Source organism: Flavobacterium seoulense, from assembly GCF_000695795.1.
GTDB classification, from domain to species: Bacteria; Bacteroidota; Bacteroidia; order Flavobacteriales; family Flavobacteriaceae; genus Flavobacterium; species Flavobacterium seoulense.
Genome location: NZ_JNCA01000023.1, coordinates 1 through 17,463, shown reverse-complemented (window position 1 = coordinate 17,463; position 17,463 = coordinate 1). Strand labels below are relative to the sequence as shown.

Here is a 17,463-nt window from a genome sequence, read left to right as displayed (position 1 = left end):
AAAATTTATTTTGAAACTTTCCAATAGTCAAAATACATAATATCATTTTTAGCTTTTCCTTTAAAAATAAAATAGACATCATGAATGCCAAAAACTTTCTTAATATCAATGGTTTGTATTGACCACCTATCGTCACCTCCTGTCATGGGTACTTTGACCGTTCCTAACAATTCTCCATCTTTACTATCTAAGCGAATTTCCATAGTTACATTACTATTATGAGTAGTACCTAATCGGGCTGTAAATTTTGAAGCGCCTTCTTTACGAAAATCCACCTCTTTTACTTTTGTATAAGCATCATTGTATTGGGCTGTAATAAAATTTTCAACTACATTATTCTTAAACGATTTTACACCTTCTGACCATGCTATAGTTTCTGCTTCTGTTTTGATATAAGGATTTAAAGGAACTAAACTTTGTTTGATTCCCTCTGTCATATTCATTTGTACGATTGTACCGTCTTTATTAAACTTTACTTCTTCTACACAAACAGATCTATTAAAACCTCCACCTCCTGGTAATGCACCATTATGATAGAAAAAATAACTTTTCCCTTTAAAATCAATTAATGCAGGATGATTAGTAAAAGAAGCTCCTTGTGTAGGCATTACAACACCTTGATATTTCCATGGTCCTGTTGGACTTTTGCTAGTAGAATAACCTATATGTTCCGAAATAGGACCTGCTGCAAAAAGTAAATAATATAAATCTTTTCTTTTGTATAACCAAGGACCTTCTTCATAGGTAGTTGGTCTTTTAGGATCATCAACGCTACGTTTACCAAAAGCTTCAACTGTATTCGGAACTTGTTTTATTTCACCTTCTGTAGAAATCATATCTTCATTTAGTTTCACATAATAACATCCTGGATTTCCCCATGTTAAATAAGCCTGATCATCATCATCAATAAAAACTGTAGGATCAATATCCGCACTACTATTAGAAATAAGTGGTTTTCCTAAAGGATCAATAAAAGGACCATAAGGACTATCTGCAACGGCTACTCCTATTCCATTTTTCCCTTGACGATCGGTAATTGGTACATACATATAAAATTTCCCTTTTCTTTCTATACATTGAGGTGCCCAAGCATTCATTTTTGCCCAGTCAAATTCTTTATAAGACAATACGGCTCCGTGATCTGTCCAGTTAACCATATCCTCAGTAGTATACAATCGCCAATCGTTCATAGTAAACCAGGTAGAATTATCTTCATCATGACTAGTATATAAATATACTTTACCATTATAAACCATAGGAGCCGGATCGGCTGTATAATTGGTTTGTATAATAGGATTTTGAGCTATTCCTATTATACAATTTAGACAAATTAGTAGTACTACTAGAATTTTATGATTTTGCTTCATTTATTAATTATTTAAAACAAATCCTCCGTTAGGCTGGATTACTATTGATAATTCTCCATTTTTAGAAACCTTTGAACTTGCCGTGTTTGTTTCTCTATTAGCATTGTCATTCAAAATAATAACATTTTGACCAGCCAACATTGGAAGTTTAATTTTCAATGTTTTAGCTGTCTTTTCTGCATTTACACCAGCAACATACCATTTTTGCCCATGTCTACGAGCTACAACACTATATTTTCCTGGATATCCGTCAATAAAAACAGTTTCATCCCATGTAGTTGGAACATTTTTCAAAAATTCCAATTCAAAAGCAGGAACATCAGTCAAATTATTAGGTGTTAACCCAAACATTTGAACCGGATTTTGAAATAAAACAGATGTTGCTAATTGAAAACCATCTGTTGTTAATCTTTCTTGTCCCTTTTGATTACCTTTATTTAGAAATTTATTCAATAATACTCCTCCAAATTCCATACTTCCTACTGCATTTCGAATAAATGGATGTAATGATGCATAATAAGCTTCTTTATCACGTGCATCCTGCGAGAAAATCAACATTTCTGAGGCCAATACCGCTTCACTTCCCATAAAATTAGGATACATTTTTTCCCATCCGCGAGGTAAGGTAGCACCATGAAAAACAATCATTAAACCATAGTCATTAGCATCTGAAAGAATATCTTCATACAATTTCATGGTTTCTTGTTTGTCTCCTCCAAAGAAATCTACTTTCAATCCTTTTACACCAGCTTCTTTAAGCCATTTCATTTCGTTTTTTCTGGCAATAGCCGTATTCATTTTATTAAGCGGAGTCTGAAAAGCATCATTTGCAGAACCATTTGAATTGTACCATAAGAAAACCTCAACATTTCTAGATTTGGCATATTGAATCAATTCTTTCATTTTATCATACCCTATTCTTTCATCCCACCAGGCATCAATCAAAATGTACTCAAACTTCATAGCAGCAGCCAGATCAATATATTTAACCTGATCCTCATAATTCATACTATTGTCTTGCCAAACTATCCAGCTCCAGCTGCTGCGACCCGTTTTATAATCTTGTGAAGCTTTGTAAAGAGGTTTAACAACATCAAAAGGAATAGTAGTTTCAACAATAGGCTTAAGCGTTTCGCCTACAGTAATTGTTCGCCACGGTGTTACTCCAGGAAGACTTATTTGTGCTGACGAACTTCCGAAACCATTATTCTGTTTAACATTTGGATATTCAACAGTATATAATCCATTTTTATAAGAACTTAAATGTGATGCTGTGTAAGAACCTCCAACACCAGTTTCGGATAACAAAACCCAGGCTTTATTGCCTAAATTAAAAAGCCCAGGAAAAACATACCCTTCAGAAGAAGTAGTTTTACTCATTGGTGCATCAGCTTCATAACCGCTTTCATAACTTGGTGCCGTACGGGCAAATCCCGTCATTGATCGCATCATAGGAGAAAGAAATGTTGTTGTAGATGCTGGAAATTTAAACCCTGTTTTTTCTTCTGAAATGACACAAACTTTTGTATCTCCTAATGCCGGAAGTTCGTATCGAAATGCTATATTATTATTACTTACCTGAAACAAAACAGTTATTTTTTGTTCTTTAGCATTAGAAAATACGCAGTTTAAAATATTAGCATTATAGTTTACCTGAGACTGTTTAATTTTAGTCTGATGGTAAGTTTCCTCTATTTTAGCGGATGTAGAATTTACAAATTTTATATTAGTAGCAAAATCAGCTGCATTAGCAATTAACCCAAGCGGAGAATCTTCTAATACAATTCCACCTTTATAAATTACCGAATAAGAAGCTGTGCCATTTTTAACTAATACATTTAGTTTTAAGTTTCCATCAGGGCTAGAAACCGACATGTTATCTTGTGAATAAGCTGCTGAGAAAATTATAAAGCAGCATAAAAAAATTATTTTTCTCATTTCTATTTATTTACTGAATTTCCACGCATCAAAATTGAATAACTCTCCTTGTTCTCCTTTAAAAACAAAAAACAAATCATGTACACCATTTACTTTTTTTACTTTAGTTTTAAATGTTTTCCAATTTTGCCATCCACCCGTATTTTCTATTTTACTAGTACCAATAATAGCACCGTCAACAGTATCCAAACGTATTTCAATTGTTCCTCCATTTAAAGAGGCTGCTATAAGATCTATTTTTTTAGCGCCTTTTGCAAAATCAACTCCTCTAAGCTGAATAAAATCACCATTATGAATTTGAGTTATATACACTCCCGATTCTTTATTTTTATCAGCTTTAACACCTTTACTCCAAGCCATCGTTTCTGCTTCTATACGTCTAAAGGGATTTAAAGTTTCTATCTGTTCTGGTCCTTCTTTTGTAAAATAACTGTAGTTTTGTATTGTTCCGTCTTCGTTATACACCATCGTTTCAGCATCTACAGAACGCCTTTCATAAAATGTAGAAGTTTCACTTTTAAGCAAATCATAAGTATGTCCAAAAACATAGGATTTACCCTTGTAGTCAATAATTCCGGGATGATTTCCTCTTGTCTTTTCACTCGCATCTATAATCATTCCTTTGTATTCCCAAGGTCCTGTAGCTGAATTACTCATAGCATAACCAATTCCTTCTGGGCAACAGGTAGAAGCATAAGACAAATAATAATGATTTTTTCTTTTCCAAACCCAAGGTCCTTCCTGATAGTTTTTGGGCTTTGAATCCACTTTTACAACTTCGCCTGAAGTAGAAATCATATCCTCATTTAGTTTCACATAATACAAATGTGGATTTCCCCAATACAAATAGGCCTGACCATCATCATCAATAAAAGGACTTGGATCTATATCGTCCCAAATGTTATGATCGGAATAAACTAGTCTCTTACCTAGAGGATCTTTAAATGGACCGTAAGGACTATCTGAAACTAAAACTCCTATACCCCCACCGTGCATAGGACAATATAAATAAAATTTACCATTACGCTCAATACACTGTACTGCCCAAGCTCCATTATCCTGCTTAGCCCATTTAAAATCTTTTAAAGATGCAACTGCTCCATGTTCCGTCCAATTCACCATATCGGTTGATGTATAAAGCAACCAATCTAACATTTTAAAGCCCTTAGCATCATCTTCATCATGCGATGTATAAAGAAATATAGTATCATTGTGTACCATTGGTGCAGGGTCCGCAGTATATTTTGTTTGAATTATTGGATTTTGAGCTTTTATTGTTGAAAGGTTTAAAAGAAAAAATACTCCCAAAGCTAACAATGTTTTTGTATTATAAAATTTTGAATAATTAGTCATAACTTTTTTAAATATGTTAATAATATATTTTTTGAATTTTAAGCTGATAGTTAATTTGTAATTATTTCCCAGTCGAAGTATTATTTAAAATAGTGTATTGCCCCAATGACGAAACATCAACTGGTTTAAACAAAAACTGAGAGAACATATACAAACCATTTTTCCAAACTTTAAAATCATGTCCGCCTGGTTCCAAATAATACACATGCGGTACATTGTTTTGAAGTAAATAATCGTGTGTACGTTTACTGTAAGTTATTAAGCCATCTTTGTCTCCACAGGAAATCCAAAGCAATTTTATTTTTTTCTTTGCTTCTTCTGGATTTGGCACTAAAACTTCTGGTAATTTGGTATTTGGCGCAGATGAAAAACCAGCAACCCAGGCAAATTTGTCTAAATTCCCTAAACCAAAATTAAGTGATTGACCACCTCCCATTGAAAGTCCGGCAATAGCACGATGCTCTCTGTCAGTCAGAGTTGGATATGTTTTTTCGATAAAAGGAATTAAATCGTCTAAAAGATCTCTTTCAAAAGTGGCAAAACCCTGAACCTTATCTGGAGCCATAATATTTCCTGTAGCACGGTCATCTTTAATAGCGCGTCCGTTTGGCAACACCACTATCATTGGTTTAATTTTTCCTTCAGCAAATAAATTATCCAAAATTATTTGTGGAGTTCCTCCCTTTAACCATTCTTTTTCATCACCACCAATACCATGCAGTAAATAAAGTACAGGATATTTTTTGTCTTTTGAAAATCCCGGTGTAGTGTAAACTAAAGCTTTTCTGGTAGTTCCTACTGTTTTTGATGTATATGAAATAGTATCAATTTTTCCATGAGCAATCGCTGCTCTTTCCTGATCAAATCCTTTTGGACCTTCTTTTTCAATTTTTTGTGCAACAATTACTAAATTACACATAAAAACCATTACTGCTGTAGTAACTTTTTTTTTCATTATTTTATTTTTAGGTTGATTGATTATTGTTTTTTATTTAAATATTTTAGATGCAAATTGATTTAAGCATCTTCTCCAGGTTAACCATTCATGAGCTGTTTCAGGAGATTCATAATACACATATTTTATACTTTGTTTTTCTAACATTTTTCGAAATGCTCGCACAGATCCCGGAAATGGACTAGGCTCTTTGGTTCCTAATCCCAGCCAAAAAAGTTTTATTTTTTTATTAATTGTTTCACCATCTTTAAATTTTCCATCTAAAAAACTGTTCACGTCAATGGCATCTGCACTCGGATAGTTTGAAGTTCCGCTGAATCCTCCATAATGAGAAAAAATATCCAGATTATTCATCATGATTCTCATCGTTTGATTAGCTCCCATCGAAAGTCCTGCAATTGCTCTGTTTTCACGGTTTGCAATGGTACGAAACTTGGTATCAATCATGGGTATTATTTCCTGTATTACTACTTCCTCAAATACTGACTCCTGACGAGAATCATTACTTTGAGGTTTATACGCGTAGCCATTATCCATCACTATAATCATAGGAACAGATTTTTTTGAAGCAATTAAATTATCTAATATTAAATTGGCTTTTCCTTGGACTGCCCATCCTGTTTCGTCCTCAAAACTTCCGTGTTGTAAATAAAGTACAGGAAAACGAGTTTTTGAATCTTCATTATAATTGGCAGGCGTATAAACAAAACAGCGTCTAAACGAATTTGTTAACTTAGAAAAATAAATATTTTCGCTAACAAGTCCATGTGGAACATCTCTAATAGCAAAAAACTCCTGATCAGCAGCTGGAATTTCTATTGCACTTCCTAATCTTCCAGCACCATAGAAATATACTGTTCCAGGATCAGGAACTGATGCTCCGTCAATATTGAGTTGATAATAATGGAATCCCTCATCCTGAGGTTCAGATACGCCTGTCCAGATCCCTTTTTCATCTTTAACCATGTCATATTTTATACCACCCAAATCAAGCTGCACCTTATTAGCCTGAGGAGCAAGAATACTTGCTCTCACCCGTCTCTCAGAATTGACTTGTGGATATAGCTTCCCTTGTTGATTTACAGAAGACGGTTTAAAATCTTCTATAACTTTAATTTGGTTTGTTTGAGCGGTACAAATGATTGAAGCTAAAACATTAACCGAAAAAAGAATAGATTTGAAATTCATAAAAATCTTTTTTAATCCTTAAAAAGTAATGGTGCTAATTCTTTAAAACTACGACGCCAGGTTTGAAATTCATGCCCTGTTCCTTCTGAAACATAAGAAACTGCATTAAAACCTGCTTCTTTTAGGCTTGTAACTGCATTTTTTACACGATCCGGATTTTCTTTACTACCACAACTTATAAAAATAAGTTTCGTTTTAGATTTATCTTTAATCTCTTCTGGTTTATAAATGCCTCCGCTAAGCAATGCGAAGTGAGAGAAAATATGAGGCTTATTAAGCGTTATAGTATGGGTTTCCATTCCTCCCATAGATAGACCTGCCATTGCACGTTGAGACTGATTAGCAATAGTTCTAAAATTAGAATCGACATAAGGAATTAATTCATCTATAAGAACGGTTTGAAATGGTTCTATTTTAAAACTTGCTATAGTACCAAATTTAGCTTCATTAGTCATTCCGTAAGTCATTACTATTATAAATGGTTTTATTTTACCTTCAGCAATTAAATTATCCATGATTAAATTAACACGTCCCTGATTACTCCAGGCTGTTTCATCTTCACCCCAACCATGCTGCAAATACAAAACAGGAAAATGTTTTGACTGTTCTTTAGAATAACTTGGTGGTGTGTAGACATACGCACGACGTAAAATATTAGTACTTTTTGAAGGAAAAAGAATTTGCTGAACATTTCCATGAGGAACGTTTTTTAAAGCATAAAAATCCTGATCATGAGCTGGAATTTCAATTCCGCTTTCCCAACGGGTAGAACCATAAAAATTCAAAGCTCCTGGATCATTAAAAATGCCTCCATCTACCGTTACATGATAATAGTGAAATCCTTCATCCATAGGTCCTGCTGTAGTTCCTGTCCAAAACCCCTTCTCTCCTTTGGTAAGAGTAGTTCCTCCTTTTGCTCCTCCTAAACCAAGACTTACCACAACCGATTGTGCTTCTGGAGCTAAAATTTTGAATCGTGCGTATCCCTGAGAATTAACTTGTGGATATTCCTGTCCAGGCTGATTGACTGTGGAAGGCTTAAAATCTTCTACAATGGTTTGTCCTGAACAAACTCCAGATGAGAATACTATTGCTGATAAAATAATTACTAAATATTGGTGTCTCATTTGACTAAAATTTTATAATTAAAAAACAATTAATTAGTTTGAGGAATAATAATTTGATATTTACCACTAAGGTGCATTAAACTAAACAAATACATCAAACCATCATAATAAGGATCAAAATAACCATCATCATAAGGTTCTAATTTTGCTTTCCAAATAGCATGAACAAAATCTACACTTGCTTTATCGTTGTTAACTAATGAAGCTGTTGCTGCTGTAGATACTAATCCTATAGAATGTCTTAATTTTTTAACCGGACCTGCCTGAAGAATGAAATCAGGTGTAGATCCGTCTAAATTGTACTGATCCACATAAGTTTCCATCCCTTTGGATCTTAAAAAACTTTGAAATCTCTTGGTATAATCTTCCTGCCATTTTTTATCTTTTCCATACCAGGTATAATCCATTGCTATATTCATAGGAACACGCCAAGAATCATAACGAAAAGCTGCAGGCATCCAACTTGTAGAATGCGGTGCGCCACTAAACTCAGTATAATCAGCATTTAATCCTGTTATAGGATGACAGGCTCTGTGTAAAAATTCCCTGGAAACATCAGCGCATTCTTTATAAAACTGTTCGTGACCATCTTTGGCATACAAAGCCCATACTTCATAAAAAGCAGGTACATGATAAGAAGGGTCTGTCCAATTGTAACTTCCTCCTTCAGGAACAAAAGTGATTTGTTTGTGCTCAGTATTAATTAAATTATAGATATTCCCAGTTCCATCTTTTTTCCACATCGCATCTAATATCCTGCGGGCTTCCTTGTAATAATTTATACCTGTATCGTTTCCCCATTTATTTGAAGCGAAAAGTAAACTCGTTATATAATAAAGTTCTCCATCAGAAGCGGATCCTGCTGAATTTTGCTTTTTTGTATGAGGATTTACGCTCCACGCAAAATATGCTTCTCTTGGTCCTGTTTGGTGTTGCATATATTTTACAGACCAACGCCAAAGACGATCAAACACCTCTTTTTTATTTAATTGTACCGCTACCATCATACCATAAGACATTCCTTCGGTACGGGCATCTTTATTTTTGATATCAGAAACATATCCTAAGGAATCTCCTTCTTCAAAATACACACGATTGGGTCCCTCAAAAATATCATAATATGCTTTAGCTAATTTCGTATCGATTTCAACCTGACTATATCCCACTTCTTTAAAAAGGTTGCGATATTTGGGAGCTTTGAATTCTGATTTATCCATTCTCTTTTTATTTTGACCCATAGTCAAAATCGGAACTAATAGAATAGCAGCCATTACAAAAATTTGGATCAAACTAAAACAAGACTTTTTGTATATTTTATTTATATTCACAACAGGTCTGTTTTTTAGCTTAATAATTAATTCTGAACCAATCAAAATCAGCATATCCTCCCACTTCTTTTGTCGCATAATTAAACAATCCAAAACGGTAACCCATAAAATGAGGAATTGTGTAGGTCATTTTTAAAGTTTTACCAATAACTTCCCATTTTTTACCATCTAAACTATAGTAGAAATTAGCTTCATCTTTTTTGTTAGTAAAATCACAAGCAATCTTTAAATAAACCTGATTTTGCTTTAAATCAATGCGTTGCTCTTCAGTTGATTTTCCCTTATTTGCGCCAATCATCAGTATTGATTTTTGACCATTTTCAATTTTTACACCTACTAATCCGTAATCTTTTTGTAAAGCGCTTAATCCTGCAAAATCACCTTCTTTCATTTTAGAAACATCTAATAAAGTCGAAGCCGTACTTGTTGGGCCAATAGTACGTTGTGTTAATGTATTTCTTGCTAAAAGAAAATCAGTATCAATTCTACCTGTTTTAAGACGTAAGTATCCTTTTCTGTCATTTATTGACCAAAGAGAATTATCTGGATTATGATTCCATTGCCATGTTAACGGTAGTGCTGGTTCACCTTTTTTTCTATTAAACTCGTCAGAATCAACTAAATTTGGAATTAAACTTTTATTAGCTGGTAAATCTAAAGTCTCAGGAACTTTACCGTTTTCACCTAATACTGGCCAGCCATTTTCCCATTTTACAGGAACTAAATAAGGAATTCTACCTACAGCCCCATAGTCACGGAAAAGATAAGAGAACCAGCGTCCATCAGGTGTATCAATAAGTCCTCCCTGAGCCACTCCTAAATCCTGAAAACCTACTTTTCCTTCCCACGGACCATTGATATTATCTGCTCTATGAATAACTACTGTACGCATTCCTCCGCTAGGCCAGCAAATATTAAACAAATAATATTTACCATTTACTTTCAATAATTGAGACCCTTCTGAAGGCAATCCTATTTTTTCTCCTGCAGGAGCAGTTGCATTCTCAATAAGAACTCTCTCAGTTCCTGGTTTCACTCCAGTTAAATCATCATTAAGTTCTACGATTTTCAATTTTCCGTTGCCATATATTAAATACGTTTTTCCATCTTCGTCAAAAAACAAAGTGTGATCATGAAAAGAAGGTTTAAATGAAACTCTTTCCCAGTTTCCTTTTTCAATATCTTTAGTTTTAAAAATATAGGTTTCTCCGGTAGTTTGAGCAAAAGTCGTTACATAATAAGTGCCTTTATGATAACGTAAGCTGCTTGCCCAAGATCCTCTTCCGTAAGTACTTTTACCTTCAGTCAGATTCAATTCTGGCATATCTGCCAATGTATCATAGGCATAATTAATAGTTTTCCAGTTTACAAGATCTGAAGATTTCATAATAGGCAATCCCGGACTCATATGCATTGTAGTACTGCTCATATAATAGTTTTTGCCAACCCTTATAACAGCAATGTCTGGAACATCTGAGAAAATTAAAGGGTTATGAGCTTTCTTCTCCTGAGAAAATGCCGTTTGCATAACTAAAATTAAACAGACACAAACGATACTAATTTTATTTTTCATTCTATTTTAGATTTTAAAAGATCATTTATTCGATTTTGCTTACACCTTGAGTGGTTTGTACTATTTTTTGAATAGTTCCATCCTCATTATAATACATATAATCTACACAAACAGAACGTCTGTAACTACCACCTGTAGGCAAAGTTCCGTTATGGTAAAAGAAGTATGATTTCCCTTTATAATCAATAATCCCCGGATGTGTAGTAAAACTGCCAGGTACATTTTCCTGAATAATGCCTTGGTATGTCCATGGTCCAGTTGGATTTGTAGCTGTACAATATTCTATCATTTCTGGTTTAGTTCCTACACTGGCATAAACTAAATAATAGAGACCTTTCCTTTTATATACCCAAGGACCTTCGATATAATTTTTAGGTTTAAAAGTAGTAATAGGTCCGTCGATTTCTATCATGTTTTCTTTCAACTTCACCCATTTACAACTTCCATTACCCCAAAACATGTAGGCTTGTCCATCATCATCCACAAATACGGTAGGATCAATATCATCCCAGGCATGAGGTAAATCTTTAGTCATTTCGTTAATCACAAGAGCTTTACCAATAGCGTCTTTAAAAGGACCTGTAGGATTATCTGAAACAGCAACTCCTATAGCTGCTCCGCCTCCACTAACATCATCTTTTTTATGAAATGTAGAAACAAACCAGTAAAATTTGCCGTTTCTCTCGATACATTGTGCTGCATAGGCATCACCCGTAGCCCATGAAAAAGTACTCGGCGAAAGTGGTGCACCGTGGTCTTTCCAGGTTGCCATATCGGTTGTAGAAAACACATGCCAATCGGCCATTTTATAATTAGTATCTGCTTCTGTAGCAACATCATGACCTGTATATAAAAACAGAGTGTCTTTATGTACAATAGGCGAAGGATCAGCAGTAAAAATGTGTTTTATAATGGGATTTTGTGCTGTAATTTCAATCATCGACAAACAACAAAATGCTAATAGAATCTTGGTATTCAATTTCATATTTATAGTTTTTTGGTTGGTTATTTTAATTCTTGGATAATAGTATTATCTCTTTTATTTCATTTCAAATTCAGTTTATTTATTTTTTTACCACTACTTTCTTACCTGTATATTTTATTGTTTTTACTACACTATCATTTTCTTTCCCTGATATCAATTTAATATTCATTGTGTAAGTAGTTGTTTGATCTTTATAATTTCCTATTTGATTTGCCAGAGTTAGGGTTTGATTTTTTTCGTTCCAAATAATAGCAATTTCACTATATTTTCCTTTTTCATAATTGTAATTGTCTCCTTCATCATTGTAAAGTGTAAACGTGGCATTTTTACCTGTATAGACACGAATTTCTAGTTCATCTTGCTTAGCTTGAGTACTCTGAATTACATTTCCCATAGGTATAATTGAACCTTCTTTTACAAAAACCGGAATTTTATCTAATGGAGCTGCCGTAGCTATAGTTTGTCCTCCTTCAAATCGTTTACCTGTCCAGAAATCAAACCATGCGTTTTGTTTTGGCAAATAAACATTCCATTCCGTAACATTAGCAGCTGTTACCGGAGCAATCAAAAATGCTTTTCCAAACATATATTGATAGGCTTGACTTACAGCAGTTGCGTCCTTATTGAAATCCATAATTAATGGTCGCATTAAAGTGGAATTATTCTTAGAAATTTGCCAGGCTTCTGAATAGATATAAGGCAACAATTGGTATCTAAGATTCATCATAGCACGCATATTATTCTCTACTTTTTCTCCATATTTCCAAGGTTCAGTTTCTGTTTGATATCCATGCATACGGAATATGGGATTGAAAACTGCCCATTGAAACCAACGAGTTAGTATTTCGTGATACTTTTCATCTCTATATTGTCCTGATCCCGGACGGAAAAACCCACCAATGTCAGTAGTCCAATAAGGCATTCCTGTAAGATTATAATTTAATCCTGCTACTATCTGGCGTTTGTATGTATCCCAGTCCCAACCTATATCACCCGACCAATTAATCGTAGCATAACGTTGCTGTCCTAAAAAAGCAGAACGGGTAAGAATGGCTACTCTTTTTTCAGGATTCGTATTTCTTTGTCCTTCATAAACGGCTTTACTAACAAATAATGGATAAGTCAAACGATAAAAATCACCTAATCCAAAATAAGTTTGTTTTCCTTTTAAAGCATCATTTTCAGGTTCAGTTGCATCCATCCACCAGGAATCTACTCCAAGAGTAAATAAATTTTTATTCAGTGCATTCCAATGCGTTTTTTGAGTTTCTGGATTGTAAATATCAATCCATGGACTATTAGGAATAAATAGATTTTTCGATACATATTCCTTACCAATTTCAGATTCTTTATTTAGATTTTCCCAAACAGAAACCGAAAAATGAGCATTCAAGTCATGAATTTCTTTGATGAATTTTTCTGGTTCTGGATAATGCGTTTCATCAAATTTTGGTACTCCCCAACCGTACTTGCCCCAATACTGCCAGTCTTGTACAATTACATCCACAGGCAAATTTCGTTTTCTAAATTCTTTAATTGTATTAACTAAATGTTCCCCAGAAGTATATCGCTCACGGCATTGCCAAAACCCAAATGCCCATTTAGGCAACATAGGTATGTTACCCGTTAAGTTTCGGTAATTAGCTATAATTTCATCGGTATCATTGCCTGCAAAAACTACATAATCCAGTGATTTAGCATTTGGAGAATTAAAAACGGTTTCATCATTAGAAAGTTTTAAACTAAGAGAAGGTGTATTACTTGATTTACAAACTACTTTTACCGTATGTTCTCCTGCTTTTAACTGAACTAATTTACTTACCGCCGGAGGCAGCCATAAATTAGATTGATTAATCACATCGATACCATCAATCAATACTAAATGGCGACTGTCCATATCTCCAAGGTCCAGCATCAATGAATATTCCCCATCTTTAGCTACTGAAAAACTACCCGAATAAACTGATTGTTGTTGTGATACTTTTTGCGTACCCGAAGTGGTTGTCACTTCCACTTCTCGCTTTTCTCCTTCGTTTACGGAATTCTTAACCAAAGAAATATTTTGATTGCTTGGATTAAAATAAGTCAAACCATACTGGTGCCACAACAATCCGTATCCTTTGTTAGACACTAAAAACGGAATTGCAATTTGTGTATTAACCTGAATTAATTTTCGAGTTGTATTTTTTAAATTATAAAAACCATCCTGAAACTGTCCTAACCCAAACAAGTATTCATCCTGAGGAGATTCAAAACCCTGTTCAGCTACAAAACAAGGTTCTCCCATAATAGTACTGGGTTTCATTAATCGGGTATTTGCTTTTTCACTAAGAAATAATTTTCCTGATTTATCTCTATACTGAAGCACTCCTGTATTTTTATCAAACGTAACTGTTATTGCTTTTGTACTAAGTTTTAAGCTGTTTACAGTTTCTTTCAATGAAAAACTAAGTACAGTCGGTTTATTAATCAAAACGAATTCTTGGGCTTCTTTTACATTTCCAATTTGATATAGTACCCGTATTGATTTGTCCGTAAGAGGAATTATGCTTAGCACTCCTTCTGATAAATCGATAGCTAATTTGTCTTTTGTAAAAACATATTTTTTATACTTCTGTGCAATAATTGAAGTACTCAGCAAACCTAAAAATAAAATGTAAACGAATCTTTGCATATTAATGCTTTTAAAATTAGGAACTATTTTTCCATTGGAATTAAAGAAACTGCAAAACCTCCTCTACGAAGTAATTTTATTTCAATAGTTGAATTTTTATTCACTGCCATAACCTGTGAAGAAAAAACCTTATCATGTTTACCATCAGCGATGATAACTGCACGATAATTTATTCCTTCTTTTAAAAATTCTAACTTGATCTTTTTGTTTATTTCTTTACGCTCAGATGCACTAATCCCTCCAATGTACCAAGTATCTCCTTTTTGACGTGCCATAGTTACTTCCTGACCTGGATAACCATCAAGAAGCTTTGTATCATCCCATACTGTGGGTACTTCTTTCAAAAAAGTTTTAGCTTCATCCGGTAATTCATAATAACCTTCTGGTCTGTCTGCTAAATGTTGCAAAGGAGATTCAAATAGTACTGAAAGAGCCAACTCATGTCCGTAAGAAGTAATATGTGGATATTGAGAATTAGTAAAAGTAACAGGAGTATAATCCATTGCACCTACTACGTTTCGGGTAAAAGGTAAAATTGTATTATGCTCTGGTGCTGTATTAGTAAATTCTGGAACATTATTATACCATTCTGCACCACGAACTCCCTCATAAGTCATTAGATTAGGATAAGTGCGTGACCAGCCACGCGGTACAATACAGCCATGAAAATATACCATCATATTAAATTGAGCAGCATCTTCTAAAATATCAAGATAATATTGTATCATATTTTGTTTTTCACTTTCGAAAAAGTCAATTTTAACTCCAACTACACCTAATTTTTTAAGTCTAGTAAATTCTTCTATTCTATTTTCATGAGTAAGCATTCTATCTTTTGGAGTAGAAGAAACCCAGGTATGATTTCCTCCTGAATTATACCACATTAATGGTTTTATTCCTTTTGAATGGATATACTTTAAGGCATCTTCCAGATTTCCACCATTACTCATAGCATCCCATTCCCAGTCTAAAAGTGTATAAGGCCAATTCATTTTTACTGCTAAATCAGCAAAATCACATACTGTTTTGTAATCTTTAGTCCCATGATTACTAGACCAGTAATTCCAGGATACTTTACCTGGCTTAACCCAGTCAGTAGTTTTAAAACGAGTTGGAGTTGACACGTCTTCCACCAATGTACTCTCAACAATATCAGACACACTCCCCATACTTATTACCCTCCAAGGCGATTGCCATGGTAGTGAGATACTTGGTTTTGATTCACCAGTACTTCTACCATCTTTAGGATCAGGAAAAGTAAGTTTGTAAGTATTGATCTCTTTTGTATTACTCAATTTTGTTCCACAATAATTACGGTCTAAATCGGCCTCATGTAAAAGAAACCAGCATGATTTATCCGAAGAGTTAAATAATGCCGGATAACACCACTCTTGTTGAATTATTTTATCTTCACTTGACTCAGTATATAAACCCTCATTGGCCGGATTCCATTTCTCTAACCATCGTTTACTTTCTTTTGGTATTTGGTAAGCCGTTAATTCATCATTAACAACATAAGAACCTTTTTTTTCAGGAAATTCATATCGAAATGTAATTCCATCATTATAAGCTCTTATAATTAGATTTAATTTGGCTTTACCAGGATTCTCAAACGAAATAACTACTTCATTCGCTTCATTATCACGCACTAACTTTTTACCAAATGGAAGTTCATAATGTTCTTTTATTAATTTTGGTTTCGTTGCTTTTAAAAAAAGGAGTTCTTTTGAAAAATCCTGATCATTCCTTGATATTCCTAAATTCACCTTTGGAAGTATTTCAGCTGTATTTTTATCGGTTTGATAAGATACTTTCAAATACCATTCTCCTTTATTATTTGAATCCATAGTATACAAGGCTACCACATTTTTTTTATTGGGAGACTGTAATACTATTTGTTGAGACCAAGCCTGACAAAAGCTAAGTACAATAAAACACACTAAAATATTTTTTAACTTCATGATTTTAAATGATTCATTTTTTAATAGGAAATCGAATATTTGTTGGCAAGAAAGCGAAATTTATTATTTATTTCTTTAATACCTCAAGCATCTTTGAAGCATATCGTCTCCCTAACATTCTATATCCTTCGGCAGTAAAATGAAGATTATCTGCAGCATCTGGACATCCGCTAGAAGAAATTACATAGGAATTTTTGATTGTTTGTGGCAAAGTTGCAATAATTTTGTTCATACTTGCACATACTCCATTTTGGTCTGCATGAACCACTTCTCCAGCCAATAAAGGTGTAGATTCTGCTTTAAGATTTAAATCCTTCAATAAATTATCATATACTACTTTTACCTTTTTTGTCCAAAGCGTATCATTTGTATTCGATTCTCCCTGATGTAATAATATTCCTTTTATTACTCCGTCTTTCTGAGCAATTTTAGCCATTTCTACCAATCTGGAATACGGATTTCCATCATATTGTGACACAGTTGATTTCAACCATTGTGGTGCTGTGCTCACGTAAGCTTCATAATTATCTTTGTCAAAAAGTTCAATTTTACATCCTCCCACAGCTACATTAATAACTCCAACTTTTACATCTTGCGGAAGATTAGCAATCATTTCTCTTCCAAAATAATCTGCTGGGGTAAGTCCTGTATTACAACGACTCAAAGGCGGAACTGCAGTATACCATTGTCCTTTTTTTCTATTCAAATTATCGCAATCTACAGCCTCTAAAACCTGAAAGCGTTTGTTTACTACTGTATCCTGAGGTTCAATTTTAGCACTTCCTTCCATATTAGATTGTCCTAAACAAAGATAGATATGGAATTTAGGATTTTGTGCAAATGTATTTGTACCAAAAAATAATAGTGAGACTGCAAAAAGTAGATTTAATTTTTTTTTCATTTCAGTTCTATTTTAGATTTTATAAATTATTTTATACATTCAAATAATTATATCAAAAAATAAATCAATTTTTAAATGTGTCCAAAACACACTTAAAATAATAATTAAAAAAA

The 17,463-nt window shown here is 33.7% G+C and carries 12 protein-coding genes; all 12 read right to left on the bottom strand.

Annotated features, from left to right (window positions below; all coding sequences use genetic code 11):
• Positions 1-5 precede the first annotated feature (5 nt).
• Complete coding sequence (locus FEM21_RS12295) at positions 6-1,367, bottom strand: glycoside hydrolase family 43 protein (protein ID WP_035660715.1); 1,362 nt, start codon at positions 1,365-1,367, stop codon at positions 6-8.
• A gap of 3 nt (positions 1,368-1,370) precedes the next feature.
• Complete coding sequence (locus FEM21_RS12290; protein WP_035660714.1) at positions 1,371-3,305, bottom strand: glycoside hydrolase family 97 protein; 1,935 nt, start codon at positions 3,303-3,305, stop codon at positions 1,371-1,373.
• 6 nt (positions 3,306-3,311) lie between these two features.
• A complete protein-coding gene (locus FEM21_RS12285; RefSeq protein ID WP_081824700.1) occupies positions 3,312-4,658 on the bottom strand; it encodes a glycoside hydrolase family 43 protein in 1,347 nt (448 codons plus the stop codon).
• A 61-nt stretch (positions 4,659-4,719) separates the two neighbouring features.
• Positions 4,720-5,613, bottom strand: coding sequence for an alpha/beta hydrolase (locus FEM21_RS12280; RefSeq protein ID WP_035660713.1), 894 nt, complete (start codon positions 5,611-5,613; stop codon positions 4,720-4,722).
• A 33-nt stretch (positions 5,614-5,646) separates the two neighbouring features.
• A complete protein-coding gene (locus FEM21_RS12275; protein WP_035660712.1) occupies positions 5,647-6,801 on the bottom strand; it encodes an alpha/beta hydrolase-fold protein in 1,155 nt (384 codons plus the stop codon).
• Between the two features lie 11 nt (positions 6,802-6,812).
• On the bottom strand, positions 6,813-7,928 hold the full coding sequence (locus FEM21_RS12270; RefSeq protein WP_035660711.1) for an alpha/beta hydrolase-fold protein: 1,116 nt from the start codon (positions 7,926-7,928) through the stop codon (positions 6,813-6,815).
• Positions 7,929-7,957: 29 nt separating this feature from the next.
• On the bottom strand, positions 7,958-9,199 hold the full coding sequence (locus tag FEM21_RS12265; protein ID WP_051627589.1) for a glycosyl hydrolase family 8: 1,242 nt from the start codon (positions 9,197-9,199) through the stop codon (positions 7,958-7,960).
• Positions 9,200-9,275: 76 nt separating this feature from the next.
• Positions 9,276-10,829 (bottom strand): glycoside hydrolase family 43 protein, encoded by a 1,554-nt coding sequence (locus FEM21_RS12260; protein ID WP_035660709.1) that lies wholly within the window; start codon positions 10,827-10,829, stop codon positions 9,276-9,278.
• Positions 10,830-10,854: 25 nt separating this feature from the next.
• Positions 10,855-11,814, bottom strand: coding sequence for a glycoside hydrolase family 43 protein (locus tag FEM21_RS12255; protein WP_081824699.1), 960 nt, complete (start codon positions 11,812-11,814; stop codon positions 10,855-10,857).
• Between the two features lie 79 nt (positions 11,815-11,893).
• A complete protein-coding gene (locus FEM21_RS12250) occupies positions 11,894-14,488 on the bottom strand; it encodes a glycoside hydrolase family 31 protein (RefSeq protein WP_035660708.1) in 2,595 nt (864 codons plus the stop codon).
• Positions 14,489-14,511: 23 nt separating this feature from the next.
• Entirely contained in the window at positions 14,512-16,449 is a 1,938-nt protein-coding gene (locus tag FEM21_RS12245; protein WP_201448295.1) for a glycoside hydrolase family 97 protein, read from the bottom strand.
• Between the two features lie 67 nt (positions 16,450-16,516).
• Positions 16,517-17,350 (bottom strand): sialate O-acetylesterase, encoded by an 834-nt coding sequence (locus FEM21_RS12240; RefSeq protein WP_035660706.1) that lies wholly within the window; start codon positions 17,348-17,350, stop codon positions 16,517-16,519.
• Between the last annotated feature and the right edge of the window lie 113 nt (positions 17,351-17,463).